The organism is Lactobacillus sp. B4015 (genome assembly GCF_026536055.1).
Classification (GTDB): Bacteria; Bacillota; Bacilli; order Lactobacillales; family Lactobacillaceae; genus Lactobacillus; species Lactobacillus panisapium.
On the sequence record NZ_JAFNOY010000004.1, the window covers coordinates 195,813 to 212,817 of the forward strand.

Consider the following 17,005-nt stretch of genomic DNA (forward strand, 5'->3'; position numbering starts at 1 on the left):
AAGATTTTTAACAGGGCATTTTTACAGGTAAATTAATTGGTAAAATTGCTTTTTTGTGCTTTTCAAAGGTATTTGAGTTTAAGAAAGAATATTTTTAATGGACAAGCAAGTGATTGAAGTACATAACCTCACGAAACAATATTCAATTACAAAAAGGGGCGATGGTCTAAAAGCAGCTATTAAAAATATTATCCGACCAACTAAAAAAACAGTTAAGGCTGTTAATCAACTTAACTTTTCGGTTACAGAAGGTGAGACAGTTGGTTTTATTGGTCAAAATGGCGCGGGAAAAACAACAACTATCAAAATGCTAACGGGCACATTATTTCCGACATCAGGCTATTGCAAGGTTAATGGCTTTGATCCAGTTAGAAGAAGTAACGCTTTTAAAAAATCGATTTCAGTTGTGATGGGAAATCGGTCACAACTGTTTCCAGATCTGACTCCGCGTGATTATCTTAAATTATTGCAGACCATGTATGAAATAGATGACCAAGAATTTGAACAGAACGTGAATACTCTGGCAGAAACTTTAAATATTACTCATCTACTGGATACTCAGACGAGAAAATTATCCCTAGGCGAAAGAATGAAAGTCGAGTTCTTAGCGGGTGTAGTAACTAAGCCTAAAGTTTTGTTTTTAGACGAACCAACGATTGGATTGGACGTTTTGGCAAAGCGAGATTTGCGCAAATTCTTGGTAAAGTTAAATAAAAAAGAAAAACTAACCATTTTTCTAACGTCTCACGATATGGAAGATATTGCTGCTATTTGTGATCAACTAATAATTGTTAATCAAGGAGAAATTATTTGGAACGGCAGAAAAAAGAATCTGTTAGAACAGTTTGGTCAAAATAAGTACATCAGCTTTAATAAGGCCGAAACATTTGCACCAGAAAAGATAAAGACGCAAATAATTGATCAGGATGACTTAACAATTACGCTCAAAGTCCCGAACAACCGCGTGGATGAAGAACTTGCTGCGTTAGCACGTGCTAAACAGGGATCAAATTTTCAAATTCATGATTTAAAACTAGAAGATATTATTCTTGAAATTTTCGCCCGGGGGAAAAAGTCATGTTAAAAAGCTATCTTGCAATTATTGCTGTTTCTCTAAAAAAGATTTTTGCCAATAAAAGTAGTGTCGTTATTCTCTTAATGCAAGCCATTGTTCCCAGCATTGTAATGTTCTATTTATGGTCAATTATTATCAAGCCTGGTCAAACGATTGGTGGTTTCACCCGGAATCAGTTAGTTATCTATTATATTGGTGTAAATTTTATTAATTCGTTTGTTTGGTATGCCATTGACTGGGAGTTAAATGATGATATTCATTCGGGAGAACTGTCAAATATCATTCATCGACCTATTCAACTTCATTGTTATTACTTTGCTAAAATGCTAGGAGACAGGTTAGCAAATCTGCTTTTGTTATTACCAATCCTGGTAGTTGGCTTTTGCTATCTATTTGTTAAAAAGCTAGTTCAAGTTTCGCTTTTAACGTTAGCTAATTTTGCAGTTAGCCTCATATTAGCAGCTATTCTTTGGTTCTTATTTTCTTACATTGTTGGTAGTACAGCTTATTGGTTTGATAATCTGTTTTTTGTTTTAATCGTTAAAGAAATTGTTGTCAATTTATTGTCAGGTTTTTATTTCCCTTTAGAAATGTTACCTAGCCCGATGTTTAAGATTATTAGTTGCTTACCGTTTAAATATTTTAGTTCATTTCCAATTGATACGCTTGTTAAAACATTGCCTACAAAGTTTTGGCTTGTAAATACAGCGATTGAATTGTTTTGGATTTGTTTACTATATCTAATACTGGTGTTGGTTAATAGGAGAGGGCTTCAGAGATATTCTGATGTACTAGGATAAAAATGAAAAATAAGCTTAAATTAATAAGGAATCTAAGCAAGGTTGCCTTACTTGAAAGTATCAGTTTTAGACTTGATACATTGTTTGGAATGATATCATCAATCCTATGGTTAGGAATTCCGATTGCTCTTTTCAAAGTCATTTATTTGAACGTTGACACAATTGGCGGCTGGACATTTAATGAATGTCTTTTGCTGGTTGGGGTATATACGATGCTTGATGGCTTTTTAATGGCCTTTTTGGTTAAATCAATGCCGTTACTGGAGAAGGATATTCGGGAAGGTACACTTGATTCGGTTTTATTAAAACCAATTAACACTAAGTTATTCTATTTTTTTAGATCAATTGAATTTACGCAGTTTATTAATGCGGTTTTGGGTTTAATCATTGTTGTAATAGCTTGTCAAGGTAAGGCGATAACTTGGCAGCAATTCGCTTTATTTGTTTTTTCATGTCTGTTCGGCTGTATATTGTATTATTCACTCTGGTATCTTTGGACAATCTCTGCCTTTTGGTTCCCGACTAATTTTGGTCGCACCGATTTGTTTTTAAGTATGATCCAAATGAGTAGGTATCCAGCGACAATTTATCGCGGTATTGGTAATTTGGTTTTCAACTTTTTATTACCGTTTGGTTTAATTGCTTGTCCAGCCACTATCGTTCTTCTTAACGCAAAAAAGTGGTCAGTTGTACTTATCCAGTTCGCTGTCGCTATTGTATTTCTCTTTTGTGATACTTATGTTTGGAACTTAGGACTGAAAAAGTATGATGGTGCAGGAAGATAGCCAAAATCACCTTTTAGTTGACTAAAAAAGCAGGTTAAAAAGTCAATTCAAAATACTTGCATGATAAAAAAGATGCTAATAAAATCTTTTTTGCGGTTTTAATTTTATGACGTCTAGGATGGGATAGAAAATGAAAAACTAAGGTATTGTACGCTGCTAAGTAAAGCATTAATTGCTACAATCCTGATAAGTTGATAATAACGATTTTGCTTGAAGATAAAAACTCGTTGGGTAAAATAATTTTTTTACACGCGGGTCGAAATTTTCCAGTTTGGAGGACTGGCTAAAATCGAGTAGACAAAATAAAAAAATCGCAAAGCCTATTGGTTTCAGTGCCAATGGGCATTTTTTATTTCTTCAAATCTTTTATGTTTACATTTGTAAATTTTAGCTTTATAATTACTACAGTTTACAAATGTAGACATTAAAAATGAAAATAAAACTCGATAGGAGAAATAATTATGGCTAAAATAATTGTATTAATTTTAGGTCTTTTCTTAATACTATTCATCATATGGTGGTTTTTTGGCAAGCAAAATGTTAAGGCTGAGACGGCAGAACTTGGCACCGATAAGCAAAGTATTAATATTGAGGTAAAGGGTGGTTACTCGCCAGAAAAAATAGTTCTAAAAAAGGGCGTGCCAGCCACGTTAAACTTTAAGCGACTTGATTCATCAAGCTGCCTTGATCACGTCATTTTTTCTGATTTCGGTATTAATCAAGAATTACCTAAGGGAAAAGTTGAACAAGTTAAAATTGATACGAGCAAACCAGGCGAATACGAATGGGAATGTAGCATGAACATGTTTCATGGCAAAGTGATCGTTAAATAAAAAGATAAGGAAACTACCAAGATGAAAATTACAACACGCTTCTGGATCTCATTAATTTTTTCCTTACCGATGCTGTTAGAAATGATTTTGCATCCATTTACCGGGTGGATGCTACCGGGCGGTTCATGGACAATGCTGGTATTTACGACAATAATCATGTTGATTTCAGCAGGTCCTTTTGTGAGTAGTGCATGGGCTGCCTTTAAAAAGCACCATTCTAATATGGATACTTTGGTAGCGCTGGGGACATTAACCACTTATCTTTACAGTATTTATGCTATGTTTACTCACCGGCCAGTTTTCTTTGAAACAGCTGCTTTTGTAATTACTTTCGTTCTTTTAGGCCAAGTACTTGAAGAAAAAATGCGCAGTAATGCTTCTAGTGCTATGAGCAAATTAGTTAAATTGGGAGCAAAAAATGCCTTGGTAAAGCGTGACGATCATTTCGTGAAGGTTCCAATTGATCAGGTTAAACAAGGAGACTTAATTCAAGTTCAACCAGGACAAAAAATTCCGGTAGATGGCAAAATAGTTTCCGGTAACTCGGCTGTTGATGAATCTATGGTAACTGGTGAAAGTTTACCTGCCCACAAAAAAGTGGGCGATAAAGTAATCGGAGCAACAATCAATCAAAATGGGTCATTTGTTTTTACCGCGGAGAAGGTCGGTAGTGACACTATGTTGGCCCAAATTATAGCGATTGTTAAGCAAGCCCAAAATAGTCATGCCCCAATTCAAAAATTGACTGACAAGGTAGCTAATATCTTTGTTCCCACAGTTTTGATAATTGCTATCGCGACCTTTCTTGTCTGGTATGTTCTAATCGGCAAGGATGTGGCTACAGCCCTTAATTTTGCCGTTGCAGTAATGGTAATCGCTTGTCCTTGCGCTTTGGGTTTAGCCACGCCAACAGCCTTAATGGTTGGTACAGGTCGTGGAGCGAAGATGGGCATTTTAATTAAAAATGGTGAAATTCTCGAAGCTGCCAATAATCTTGATACTGTTGTTTTTGACAAAACTGGCACAATAACTAGGGGCAAACCGGTGGTAACCGATATTGTCGGCAATAAAGAAGAAGTCCTGCAGATAGCTGCCAGTTTAGAAAAAATGTCAGAGCATCCCTTGGCACCCGCTATTTTAGCTGCTGCCAAAGCTGGCAAAATTGCTACTAGTCCAGTAACTAATTTTATGGCAATTGAAGGTAGTGGAATTAGTGGTCAAATTAACGGTCGAGCAGCCTTTGTCGGAAAGCCTGCTTCTAAAGACGTGACAGTCGCTTCACCGCTGAAAGCCAAGATTACCACTTTACAAGAAGAAGCTAAAACGGTTGTTCTAGTGGCTATTGAAAAACAGGCAATTGGTTTAATTGCGATTCAAGATGTACCAAAAGAAAATGCGGCGCGAGCAATTAGCGATTTAGTTAAATTGGGTCTAGAGCCGGTGATGTTAACTGGCGATAATAAACCTGTTGCTCAGGCAATTGCCCAGCAAGTCGGTATTAACAAGGTCATTGCAGAAGTTTTACCAATCGATAAGGCAGCCGCAATAAAAAAATTGCAGCAACATCACAAAGTCGCATTTGTTGGTGATGGTATTAATGATGCACCAGCCCTAACCCAAGCTAATGTTGGAATTGCCATGGGTTCTGGAACTGATGTGGCGATTGAAGCAGGTGGAATTGTTTTGATAAAAAATGATTTAGAAGACGTTGTTCGTGCACTAAAGTTGAGTAAGAAAACCTTTAGCCGCATCAAGCTCAATTTATTCTGGGCTTTTATCTACAATGTCCTTGGAATTCCAGTTGCTGCCGGGCTATTTGCTGGTGCTGGCTTAACTCTTAGCCCTGAATTTGCCGGTATGGCAATGGCCTTCAGTTCATTATCAGTAGTAATCAGCTCTGTTTTATTAGGGAAAAGCAAAATTTAAGCAAAACAAAAAGGCAGTCATTATTGACTGTCTTTTTATGTCGGTAAAACTGTGTGAGCTTAGAAGCGGTGTTTTCCTTTGGTTAAAACGGGCCTAATTTGAATGACGTAAGCAATCAAACCAACCAACAGCCAAATTAGAGTAATTATGATGCTGGCTATTAGGTTTGCAGAACCTGTTTTGATAAAAGTGACTGGACTGGCGAATGGAAAAATTAGTGCGATTGACTTTAACCACGTCGGATAGGCAGTAATCACAACCAAAATACCGGCTACCAGTTGAATAATTGCGCTAAAGAAATTGGCCAAAAAGTAGGGATCATTCATTTGCCATGATATTGCCCAAGCTGTGAAACCAAAGATAATCCCGGTTAGGCAAAGTAATGGCAGCAAGATGACAACACGTAAAATGAGATAAAGGGGAGCACCAAAACAAAGCGCTAAAACCAAATTGATAATTGCTAAAATGGTCCCGACAATTGCCGAAGTGATGCATTTACTCATCCAATACCGAAAACTGAATGGCTTTTTAGCAATCATCTCAAAGTCGATGCGCAAGCTGGCATCTTCAACTAATAGGTTGTTCATCGTTTGCATTGTTAAAGTGGTAGTATCAATTGCAATCGATGCAGCAACAATCGACCAATTAAAACTGTTGGCATATTGCATATCAATTAATACCAATAATGCCATATTGATTAATGGATTGAGTACAAAATAAATTATTTTTGTACGCCAATTGTTTAAGAAAGGCAAAGCCGAAAATTGTGTGGCAATCATATGATCTTCAACGCTCCTTTCTTGCGCACTAAATAATTAATCTTTTTAACTGTAATAGCAATTAAAAATAACCAGAAGATTAGGCTAAAAATGTAGGCTGCCCAATTAAATACGATGTTTCTTGTTAGTGCGGAGATTGGTGCTGTAATCGGAATAAACCACTGTGCGATATTCGTTAAAGGTTTTAAAACAGCTTCATTGCCAAATAATCCGGCTACTAACAAAATCGGAGTGCCGATTAAAGTTTCATAAAGCATTGAATTAGGCGAAAGGGTTAAAAAGGCGGCAATCAAAATGCCCATGATAGTGCAACCCAGCCATAATAAAAGAATCAGCAAAATAAAACTGCCAGTTATTGGTCCCGTTGCTACTCCTAAGATTTTAGCCAGTACAAAGGCAAGGGGAAATGAGAAGAGCCCATAACTAGAAGCAGGGAGCAAAAGCGTGATTAGAGAAAGACGTTCATCATACTTGCTATTTAGCAAATAAGGTAAAGTTCCCTTATATTTTTCAAAACTAATGCAGCCGGCAACAGTCGTACAGGAAGTCCAGGTACCAAAGATTCCGCTTTGACGCCATAAAAGTGGATTGTTTAAATCGTGACTTGCGTATGCGATGGTATATTGTATTAAAAAAATTGAACAGGTTGACGTAATTACTAGCCAAACGAAATATTGATCAGATAAATAATCGCGCAAGTGAAAGAGAAATAGTCGAATAAAACGCATTTTATTTTCTCCTCAGCTTGGGTGCTAAAGCCATGTAGGCATCTTCTAAATTGTCTAAGGACTTTTGCGTAGTCGAGTTTGCCAAATTAACCACTCCACTAACCGTTCCAGCATAGAAAATTTTTCCGGCACCTAAAATAATGACTTTGTCGGCTAATTTTTCAACTTCTGTCATTGTATGACTTGTTAGCAAAATACTAATTCCGGTGTTCGCCAAGTTTTTGATCGTTTGCTGGATAGTATGTGCTATTTCAACATCAAGTCCACTAGTTGGTTCATCAAGTAATAATAAACTCGGGTTACCCAGGAGTGCGCGGGCAATATGCAGGCGCTGAACCATTCCCTTAGAGAATTCACCGATTTTTTTATTAGCAACGTTACTTAACTCGACAGTAGCTAACACACGGTTAACTTCATCATTTTGCTTGCGAAAGGGAACCTTAGCCAAATCAGCAAAAAACTTTAAGTTCTGTTTGGCAGTTGCATTACGGTAAAAACCCATTTCACCACCAAAGGAAACACCGATACTTGGCCTTTTACTGGTAGTTGTGATATCTTGGCCCTTCAGGATAACTTTGCCAGATGTTGGAATTAAGTAACCACCAATGATTGAAACAGTGGTAGTTTTTCCAGCACCATTGGGCCCTAACAGTGAAAGAATCTCACCTTGATTAATTGCAAAAGAAATATCATCTAAGGCCTTAAATTTTTGATTATGGTCTTGATAAGTTTCTTTTAAATGTTTAACGGTTAAAATTTTATTCAAATTTATTCTCCAAAATTAATTGTAAATTCTTTATCGCTAAATAAGGAAGGAGCGATAATCTAAGTTTTTTACAGGTTAATTTGAAGATCTGTGATGTTTAACATTAAATCTATTATTTGGATTATATCATACTTTTATCATTTTTACTTTTTTAATTAATAAAAAATGGACATTAGGAGATTAATTAGGTCGCTTGCGTATTTACGAACAGTTAAAGAAGTTGAGCAAAAAACGACGGGTTAATTATGATTCAAAGTGGGTGAATTTTTTTATGCTAGAAATAATCAATATTTGCTGCAATTGGAAAGGCTAGTTAAAAGTTGCAAATTTGTGAGTTTGAGGTAGAAGTAACGGGCCCAGCAGTCGCTAAAATTAAGCAGCGGGCAAAAGCTGACTTGAAAGTTAATCTAAAAAATACCCGCTTCCAGTAAAATCGTGGAGTCGGGTATTAAATTATTAAATTTACTAGATAATATTTAGTTTAATCAACTGATTTTAACGCTTCCAACATATCCAAATTTTTCAATTTGCTATTCACGATGAAGCCAAGAATAATTGTAATAATTCCGATTACTCCTAGTGGCCACATAAAGCTTGAGGCAGATAGAGCAGGATTAAACATCACGTTATCGGGCGGTACTACGTAAAGAATATATTGGTAAAGCAAGTCGCCGCCAAGGTAGCCAACTAGAATACCAATAATAGTTAATAAAATTGTTTCGCGGTAAATGTACATCGTTACTTCGTTGTCATAAAAGCCCAATACCTTTACCGTTGACAGTTCACGAATTCGTTCAGCGATATTAATATTAGTTAAATTATAAAGGATCACGATGGCAAGAAGACCTGCAACAATAATAAGGACTACCATAATCATGTTTAGCGACTGCACAACCACATCTAATTCCTGACTCACCGCCGTATTTTGAACTACCCCAGCAACACCATTTAACTTCATAAATTCGGCTGCCACTTTTCTGGTATTTTTACGGGATGTATTTTTCAAGTTAACTAGGTAAGCGGTCGTTTTGTAATTGCGGTTAAAGACTTTTTGGTACTGCTTTTGATTCATGAAAACGAAATGTCCCATATACATTTCCGTAATACCAGCAATCTTCATTGACCGGCGTTGATTGTTTTCATCAGTTAAAGTGATATGGTCACCTTTTTGAACGTGCAACAGACTTGCTAAGCGCTCCGAAATTACAACACCATTATTTGTTAATGGAATTGTTTGTCGATTGCGCCGGTTATTTAAGTGAACATATTGATTAAGTACATCACTGTGTTTGGGCACGATCAGAGTAATATCTTGTGTATCACCAGACTTACCGGCCGTTTTGGACATTGACTCATAATAAACTGGAGTAGCCGATTTAATATTTGGCTCTTTAAGCTTAGTTGTTAATTTCTGTTGCTGGGTATCTGATAGTGGCTTCTTTTTGGCTACAATCATGTTGTAATGGATTAAATCAGAAAATTGGCGATTGTTCATATTGCTAATTGAATTCTTGACCGCGAATCCAGCAAATAGGAGTGTACCAGCACCGCAGACGCCAAAAATAGTCATTAACATTCGCTTCTTGTATCTGAATATATTACGTGCAGTTACCTTGTGAGTGAAACTGAGATGATTCCAGATAAAGGGAATCTTTTCCAGTAGAATTTTAGAGCCTGCTGCTGGGGGTTTAGGTAAAAGCAAGGAGGCAGGCTTTTCACGAAATTCGTTTTTAGCGGTCAAATAAGCCGGTAAAACTGAACTTATCCAAGATAAAATCAGGGCAACCAAACTAATTTGCCAGTGAAAATGTTCTTCAATCGGTGGAAGAGTCAGCGACTTATAATAAGCGTGATACACAATCTGCGGCATTAACGTGTGTCCCAGATAAATGCCAATAATTGTTCCAATTGTCCCTGACAAGAAGCCATAGAAAACAAACTTATTAATAATGACATAATCATCGTAGCCGAGGGCCTTTAAAGTTCCGGAATTAATTCTTTCTTCATCAATAAACCGGTTCATTGTGGTAAAGGTAACAAGAGCCGCAACAAAATAAAGGAAAATCGGGAACACCTTAGCTAAGTCTTCGACGACACGAGCAACAGTGGTATAAACTAAGTTGCCTTCTCCTCCGGGAACTTCTCGGCGGTTATAAACGCTATAGCTTGGAAGTGCTAATTTTTTAATTTGCTTTTTAGCTTTTGTTAGTTTTTGTTGGCCAGAAGTTATTTCAGTTGTAGCTTGTGCGGCTTTTTTGGCTAGTGCCTGTTTTTGCCTTTGTAGTACTTGGGCCTGGGCAGTTAATTTAGCCTGTGCTCCCTTAAGCTGCATTTGGTCCTGTGGTGTGGTAGCTTGTGCGGCTTTTCTTGCTAATAGCTCTTTTTGCGCAGTTAGTTGTTTTTCAGCAGTAATTAATTGCTGCCGCGCCGTATAGATTTTTGTTTTAGCTTGCGCTAATTTCTTTTCTTCTGGTCGTAATTTCTTGAATGCCGCTGCAGTGATCCGATCCTTGCGGTTTTGGGCACCATTTTTAAGTACTTTTTGCAGCTCTTTTTTATGAACACTGATTTTATTATTATAAGTTTTTCCAAAAGAATCGAGTCCACGTAAATCATGGTATCTTAAATTAGCTACGGTATAAACGGTGTGGTCAAAAGCTTGCGGCATTACTACGGCATAACCTTTTAGCTCACCAGTTCCGCTATTGCTTTGACCTAGATTAACGTTTGACAGAATTTGACTAGAACGGACGAAACCGACAACTTTAAAACTTTTGCGCTTTAAGAGGGTAGTGCCAAGAATATTTTTCTTTTCAGTAAAACTAACTTTTTGCCCCAGATGGTAGCGCTTATCGTAATGCGCAGCTAAAGCCACCTCATTTTGCTTATTAGGCAGTCGACCTTGACGCACTTCATATTTACCAACACTTTTGGGTTTGGAAAAAACGCGAAAACTTTCTTGCGTATTTTTTAAAACCGTATCGGTCATGTAACCAAATTCTGCTGTTTCTAAACCCTTGGCTTTTTTGATCTTGGCGGTATCATCATGGTCAAAGCCATAATTGCAGATAACAGTCAGATCGGCAGTATTGAGCTGCTTAGCGTAATGATTACCGGTATCGCGCATGTCGGGTCCAGTGACAATTAAGCCGACCAAAGCAAAAGCCCCAATCATCATTAGGCCCATGATTGACAGAAATTGCCCTTTGGTATGTTTAATTGACTCCCAAAAATCTTTCCAAATTATTTTTGTCATTGTTAGCCTTCTTTACCATTTAACGTTAGCAATGTCTTCGGGATGAGCGTTTTGATCAATCTTAGTAACTTGACCGTCATGAAAGTGAATTACCCGATCAGCAATCGGTGCCAAAGCACTATTGTGGGTAACTATGACAACTGTGGCACCTTTTTTACGACTCATATTGGCGATAATTTGCAGCACACTTTTACCAGTCTGGTAATCAAGAGCGCCAGTTGGTTCATCGCAAAGCAAAATCTTAGGATTTTTGGCCACGGCACGTGCAATCGCTACTCTTTGTTGCTCACCACCCGACAGTTCAGCCGGAAAGTTGTTAATCCGGTTTTTAAGTCCGACATCTTCCAGTGTTTTTACAGGGTCAAGAGCATCACTGACGATTTCAGATGCCAGTTCCACATTTTCTTTGGCAGTCAGGTTTTGGATTAAGTTATAAAACTGAAAGACAAAGCCAATATCATTACGGCGATAAGTGGTTAATTCACGCTTATTGTAATTAGCGATATTTTTGCCATCAATTATGACATCACCAGAGGTATTGGTATCCATTCCGCCAAGAATATTTAGAATGGTAGATTTTCCAGCACCTGAAGCACCTAGGATAATTGCTAATTCGCCTTTTTCCACTGTAAAACTAACATTATTGTTAGCTAAAATTTCCGTATCACCTGTTTGGTAACGTTTGAAATTGTTTTTAACTTCGATGTAGCTCATGAAGAATTATTCCTCTTACTTTAAAAAATATTTCTTAGTTCATTTTAGTACTGTTTTCCATCTAAGTAGTTTTCAAGCACTTGCAAAACCCCCATTTCGTTATTAGAAGGAGCTTCATATTTAGCAATTTGTTTCAACCGCTCATCGCCGTTTTTCATTGCGTAACTGTAGCCAGCAAGTTCAATCATTTCTTTGTCATTCATGCCGTCACCAAAAGCAATAAGCTCTTCCGGTTTAACATTGAAGTAACGCAAAAAGTACTTGATTCCTTGCCCCTTATTGACACCAGCTGGCATCACGTCGATATTATCAAAGCCACTTGTTGTACAATGAATTCGTTCGGGATTACTGGCATTAAATTTACGCTCAAGTTCATTAGCGAGTTCAGAGGAACAGCTTAGCGTTAATTTAGTAAGGCTATCACTTGTTGGAATATCGACTAAGTTATTGACTTCCACTGAGTCAGGGTAAAAGAAGTGCATTAAGCTCTTGAATTTAGCTGGCGCTCTTTTATTCATGTAAGCTCGATCCAAACCGCTAGCTGCTATTTTTACTTCTGGATAATTGTCCTGAATAAAGTTGATTAACTTAATGCCAGTTTTATATGTAAAAACATGGCGGGCAATAATTTGATTATCTTGGGTTAAAATTGAGCCGTTGTCAGCAACGATATCGATCCGATTAAGAAATTCAAAAAAGTCTTGGCGCAAACGGGAAAGCGGCCGACCGCTTGAAACGATAAAGTGAACGTGTTGGGCACGCAATCTGGTCAGTACTTTTTCAAACCGCTGATGATCGAATTGCTTGTCATCATTTTCAAAAGTACCGTCCATATCAACTGCAACTGCTTTAAAAGGGATAGATGTCATTTTACTCTCCTCATTACTAATTTATTAAGTATATTATATAGTAGAAAAGGCCATTACCTCGTTAAAAAATTAGCTTTTACACGAAAAAAGATTCATTGCAGACGCAATGAATCTTTTCTATTTTAATTATTAATTTTAACTGGCTTTCTTCTACCAACAAGCCAACAAAATAGAATAGCAACAATCGTCTCAATGATGATCAAGACAATATTCATACCTAATTTGATTTGACCTAAGCTGACGCTAGCACCACCGAACAGGCTATTTTTCTCACCAAGATAAAGATCAAAAATAATCGAACCAATGATTAAAATGAACATTATCAGCCACTGATTGCGGCTAAAGGCAATGCCATATTCTTCTTCTCTGCGTCTGATACTTGGCAAAATTACTCCAAGACCAATTAAAACAACAATGGCAACAATATTAATGATTAATTCATACCACCAATAGCCACTGAATTGTTTAACGTCTTGCGGTGCAATACCGAGAATTGTTGCAACTGCGGTTACAATTAGCAAGAATAGTCCAGCTAAGTAACCAACCTTGTCATTTTTTAAGAAGACATAATCAGACGGGAACTTCTTGGAATTTTTCCGAATCTGCATAAATGAGAAGAAAATCCAGCAGGTGACACCCGGTGAAATAATGCCATTGAGGTTTAGTAACCAGTTGAAAATATCATTCATATCTGGCAAAAAGATACCTAGTAGCATGATGAAGGCTGATAGAGCAACCGTTAATACGTAGCCATTAATAGGCAAGCCATTTTTATCTTTTTTCTGTAAAAAGCGGGGCATATATTTGTCACCAGTGTCAGAAATAAGCATTCTGGTCATGGCATCAAGTAAAACGGCTAATAAAGCGGCGTTATAAAATACGGAAGTCCAAGCCCAGATGTAGAGTAAGGTCTTGCCCATTCCATATTGATGTCCAACCATATCAAAGACATAGTAGGCACCATTCATTTTTAAGTCATTTGGAATATGATAGCTGTTAAAGTAGATACCAAGAGCAAATGATCCAAAAACGGTTAAGAAGATGGTCATAAGAGCTAGGGCAACCATAGCTTTAGGAAAATCTGATTTTGGTTTCTTCATTTTTGTAACGTATGGTGCAACTAACTCACAGCCGTTTAAGGCGTAAATCAGCATGGCAATAGTTGTCCAATAATGCATATCAAATTTTGGAATTAAGGTTTTCCAAGTAAATGGTTGAGTAGCCATGTGGCCGCCGGATTTTGCTAGCCCTAAGAATGCCAAAAAGACAAACATTAAGGTCATGATTAACATTAATCCACCACCAATCGTGGACAATACTTCCATTGAACGCGAGAAGTAATGCTCGATAATAATGAAAATAATGAACATGGCAAAAGTCATGAGAGCAAACTTAGTATTAGAAATCTGATTTTGAAACTTCTCTGAGCCAGTTATTGCCCACCCGATGTCAACAATAATTTCATTAGCTGAATCGACCGCATAAGGAATCGAAGCTGCCCAGTATGTCCAAGCAGTAAAGTAACCTAAGAATTCGCCATTAGTGCCCCGGACCCACGAAGAAAGTCCGCCACCTTCATGGTTAAAGACCGAACCAAGTTGGCCAACCATTAATGAGTATGGAATAACATAGAATAGACACATGATAATCCAGGAAGTGACAACAGGCATTCCCTGGTTTTGGAAATTATACATGATATCATCGAGGCCAATAACCGTACAAAAGGCCATCAAGGTCAGTACGGGCCACGAGATAAATTTCTGATTAGAATTTATTTCCTCCACAAAAGTTCTCTCCTTTAAATTAAACTAACGTTTCCATTTTACTAATTAAAAGTGAGAATGACTAGGGTAAATCACGAAATTATTGCAGGCTATCCTTGAAAAATGCGTAATTATATAAATTAAAGAAAAAATTTCCTTAACTAGTTGCTAGTATTGAATTTTCCGTGTCTGTGCGGTAAGATTATATCGTTAATAATTTACCAAAAGAAAGAAGGATTCTTATGTCAGGACATTCAAAATGGCACAATATTCAAGGCCGCAAGAATGCGCAAGACGCAAAGAGAGGTAAAATTTTCCAAAAATTATCTCGTGAAATATATATGGCTGCAAAGAATGGTGGTCCTGATCCCTCTGGGAATCCTAACTTGCGAATGGTGATGGACAAGGCTCGGGCCAACAACATGCCTAAGACAAATATTGATCGGGCTATTAAGAAGGCTGAAGGAAATTCAGACGAGCATTATGACGAGATTACCTATGAAGGTTATGCTCCTGGTGGTATTGCTGTTTTTGTTGAGGCTTTGACCGATAACAAGAACCGGACGGCTTCAGCTGTTCGAGTAGCTTTTACTCGTAATGGTGGTTCACTTGGTGCTACTGGATCAGTTGCCTATATGTTTGATCGCAAAGGTTACATTGTTATTGATCGGACAACAACAGATGCTGATGAAGATCAGATGTTGTTAGACGTAATGGACGCCGGTGGTGATGATTTGCAAACCAGTGACGATGCCTTTGAAATTTACACTGATCCAAAGCAATTCGCTCAAGTTCGTGATGCACTGGAAAAGGCTGGTTACAAGCTTGCTAATGCTGAACTTACAATGATTCCAGAGAACACGACGCCAGTTCCAGAAGAAAAGAAGGATCAATTTGCTAACTTAGTTGACGCACTTGAAGACGATGATGATGTTCAAAATGTTTACACTGCAGCAGCTGATGAAGATTAGTATTATGTTGATTTTAAAACAAAAAAATATTTAAATTAACCCTTTAGATTAGTTTGAAACTTTTCTAAAGGGTTTTTATTTTAGCTGATTTTTCAACGTGTAGTGCAAATTAATGCTGAATAACGAATATTTTTTACTAAAAATAGATATATTTTACGTGATTTTTAGAATATAACTTAAAATAAATACTAAATTAATGGTTTTACAGCCAAAAATCACGTACTGTTAATTTTCATCATAAAGTTATTGATTTGATCCATAGGATAAGTTAATTATTTATAGTACGGAACCGGATGTTGCTGCATTAGCAATTTAAATTTAACTGGTTTTGGTAACAAATTATTTGAGAAAAGCTAGTTGAGCAATTTTTGTCTTTTGCTTGACATGATAAATTTCTTATATGAAGTATAAAGCTAGGACAGATTACTATAAAAAGCATTATTAGCAAATTAGTCACTCAGATGAATTTGTCCTAATTCGTTTTTGATTTTCGTGAATGTCTTCTTCCATGAGAAATTCTAACATCTTTATGTACTTATCAGGAATAGGACGACCTTGATAAAATAAGGGTATGGAAGTGTCAGCAAGATCTATACCAACACTATTGTTTTGTCCAAGTAAAAAATCTGTCGAAACGTGAAGAACTTTTGCTACTTTGGTTAAAGATTTAAGGGAAGGTCTGATCACTTTCCAACGATAAATACTGTTTTCACCTATGTGAGCTTTTTTTGCTACTTCCTTGACTGACATTCCGTGACTTTTTGCAGTTTTATATATTCTCGTATAGACATTCATGGTAATTTTCCTCTAAAAAGTATCACAAACGATTATTTTTTGGCCTGAACACTATCAAACATGGTATTATAATATAGCCATCTTTAAAATAAATTATGCAAAGACTTTTTAAATTGTTATAGTGTGTAGTAATTTTACTACAGGTAGCCGTTATTTGAACTTGACTACTTTTTTGCTATACATAAATAGTATCACTTGTGATAGTAAAATAAACAGTAAATTTACTAAATTAAGTATAAAACGGCTATAAAAGTTAACACCTAATATGCTAATAATACAAATTTTAAAAGTGGTATTTTTTATTTTTAATTATTATATAAATTAATATTTATAAATCAATTGTTCAACTTTAAATACCTTAAAGTTTAAAGAATAGTAAGCATATTTTTAGGAACTGAGTTTTATAGGTATGGTCTTCTTTAAAGTTCTCAATAAAATAAATTAGCAATGCTTCTAGTCTAAGAAATGTAATTGTTGTGTACTTATGGTCTAATTAAAAGTAGCATTACTTTTTCAATAAGTGGCTAAACTTTGAACTATGTACTAATTGTTCTTTATTTCCGCTTAACGATTTGCGAATGGAAAGGAGTGTGATGCCTTTGGGGTTAAGTGCAATAAATACTAATTGGATCGAGGCGAAAGAACTAATAAATTCGTTTAAGTTTGCTAAAAGAACGACTTTTCGACAAAGACAGTAGATCTCTTATGAGAACAGATGGGTGAGAGGAAAACATACAAAAAATTATTCTTTTCTAGAGATTTTATTAATTACATAATATTCTATACAAATCTATACAAATACAAACATTATCTTTTAGAGTGAGAGACTGTTTTCCACCCCTTCTAAGCGAGCTTGATTGGGGCGATTGGTATTTAAGCGCAAAAAGGGCAGCATGCAAATGCTGCTCTTTTTGTTTGCTAAAAATTTTTTTTAAAAAATAAAAT

14 protein-coding genes are annotated in these 17,005 nt (G+C 36.5%); 6 read left to right on the forward strand and 8 right to left on the reverse strand.

What is annotated here, in order from left to right; translation table 11 throughout:
- Positions 1-97: 97 nt before the first annotated feature.
- The 5 genes from J3U71_RS05620 (at position 98) to J3U71_RS05640 (ending at position 5,419) form a co-directional block, all read left to right on the forward strand.
- Positions 98-1,084: an ABC transporter ATP-binding protein gene (locus J3U71_RS05620; protein ID WP_267392815.1), complete on the forward strand. Its 987-nt coding sequence runs from the start codon at positions 98-100 to the stop codon at positions 1,082-1,084.
- Positions 1,078-1,875 (forward strand): ABC transporter permease, encoded by a 798-nt coding sequence (locus tag J3U71_RS05625; protein ID WP_220269437.1) that lies wholly within the window; start codon positions 1,078-1,080, stop codon positions 1,873-1,875. Before J3U71_RS05620 ends, J3U71_RS05625 begins: the two co-directional genes overlap by 7 nt.
- Before the next feature lie 2 nt (positions 1,876-1,877).
- The gene (locus tag J3U71_RS05630) at positions 1,878-2,660 is read left to right on the forward strand and encodes an ABC transporter permease (RefSeq protein WP_220269438.1); all 783 of its coding nucleotides are present in this window, start codon (positions 1,878-1,880) and stop codon (positions 2,658-2,660) included.
- A gap of 461 nt (positions 2,661-3,121) precedes the next feature.
- Entirely contained in the window at positions 3,122-3,493 is a 372-nt protein-coding gene (locus J3U71_RS05635; protein WP_267392814.1) for a cupredoxin domain-containing protein, read from the forward strand.
- A 21-nt stretch (positions 3,494-3,514) separates the two neighbouring features.
- Complete coding sequence (locus J3U71_RS05640) at positions 3,515-5,419, forward strand: copper-translocating P-type ATPase (RefSeq protein ID WP_267392813.1); 1,905 nt, start codon at positions 3,515-3,517, stop codon at positions 5,417-5,419.
- 59 nt (positions 5,420-5,478) lie between these two features.
- Here the strand turns inward: J3U71_RS05640 and J3U71_RS05645 are convergent, their stop codons facing one another.
- The 7 genes from J3U71_RS05645 to J3U71_RS05675 all read right to left on the reverse strand — a co-directional run bounded on the left by J3U71_RS05645 (position 5,479) and on the right by J3U71_RS05675 (position 14,261).
- Positions 5,479-6,198 (reverse strand): antibiotic transporter permease, encoded by a 720-nt coding sequence (locus J3U71_RS05645; protein WP_258562429.1) that lies wholly within the window; start codon positions 6,196-6,198, stop codon positions 5,479-5,481.
- On the reverse strand, positions 6,195-6,926 hold the full coding sequence (locus J3U71_RS05650; protein WP_220269441.1) for a multidrug ABC transporter permease: 732 nt from the start codon (positions 6,924-6,926) through the stop codon (positions 6,195-6,197). The genes J3U71_RS05645 and J3U71_RS05650 overlap by 4 nt, the downstream gene beginning before the upstream one ends.
- 1 nt (position 6,927) lies before the next feature.
- A complete protein-coding gene (locus tag J3U71_RS05655; protein ID WP_267392812.1) occupies positions 6,928-7,692 on the reverse strand; it encodes an ABC transporter ATP-binding protein in 765 nt (254 codons plus the stop codon).
- Positions 7,693-8,173: 481 nt separating this feature from the next.
- On the reverse strand, positions 8,174-10,948 hold the full coding sequence (locus tag J3U71_RS05660) for an FtsX-like permease family protein (protein WP_267392811.1): 2,775 nt from the start codon (positions 10,946-10,948) through the stop codon (positions 8,174-8,176).
- Between the two features lie 12 nt (positions 10,949-10,960).
- Positions 10,961-11,662 (reverse strand): ABC transporter ATP-binding protein, encoded by a 702-nt coding sequence (locus J3U71_RS05665; protein ID WP_220269444.1) that lies wholly within the window; start codon positions 11,660-11,662, stop codon positions 10,961-10,963.
- Positions 11,663-11,706: 44 nt separating this feature from the next.
- Entirely contained in the window at positions 11,707-12,531 is an 825-nt protein-coding gene (locus J3U71_RS05670) for a Cof-type HAD-IIB family hydrolase (RefSeq protein ID WP_267392810.1), read from the reverse strand.
- A gap of 122 nt (positions 12,532-12,653) precedes the next feature.
- Positions 12,654-14,261: an APC family permease gene (locus tag J3U71_RS05675; RefSeq protein WP_416381425.1), complete on the reverse strand. Its 1,608-nt coding sequence runs from the start codon at positions 14,259-14,261 to the stop codon at positions 12,654-12,656.
- A 275-nt stretch (positions 14,262-14,536) separates the two neighbouring features.
- Between J3U71_RS05675 and J3U71_RS05680 the strand changes: the two genes are divergently transcribed.
- On the forward strand, positions 14,537-15,265 hold the full coding sequence (locus tag J3U71_RS05680; RefSeq protein ID WP_220269445.1) for a YebC/PmpR family DNA-binding transcriptional regulator: 729 nt from the start codon (positions 14,537-14,539) through the stop codon (positions 15,263-15,265).
- Positions 15,266-15,718: 453 nt separating this feature from the next.
- On the opposite strand, the gene J3U71_RS05685 is transcribed toward J3U71_RS05680, so the two are convergent.
- A complete protein-coding gene (locus tag J3U71_RS05685; RefSeq protein WP_267392808.1) occupies positions 15,719-16,060 on the reverse strand; it encodes a helix-turn-helix domain-containing protein in 342 nt (113 codons plus the stop codon).
- Positions 16,061-17,005: the final 945 nt, after the last annotated feature.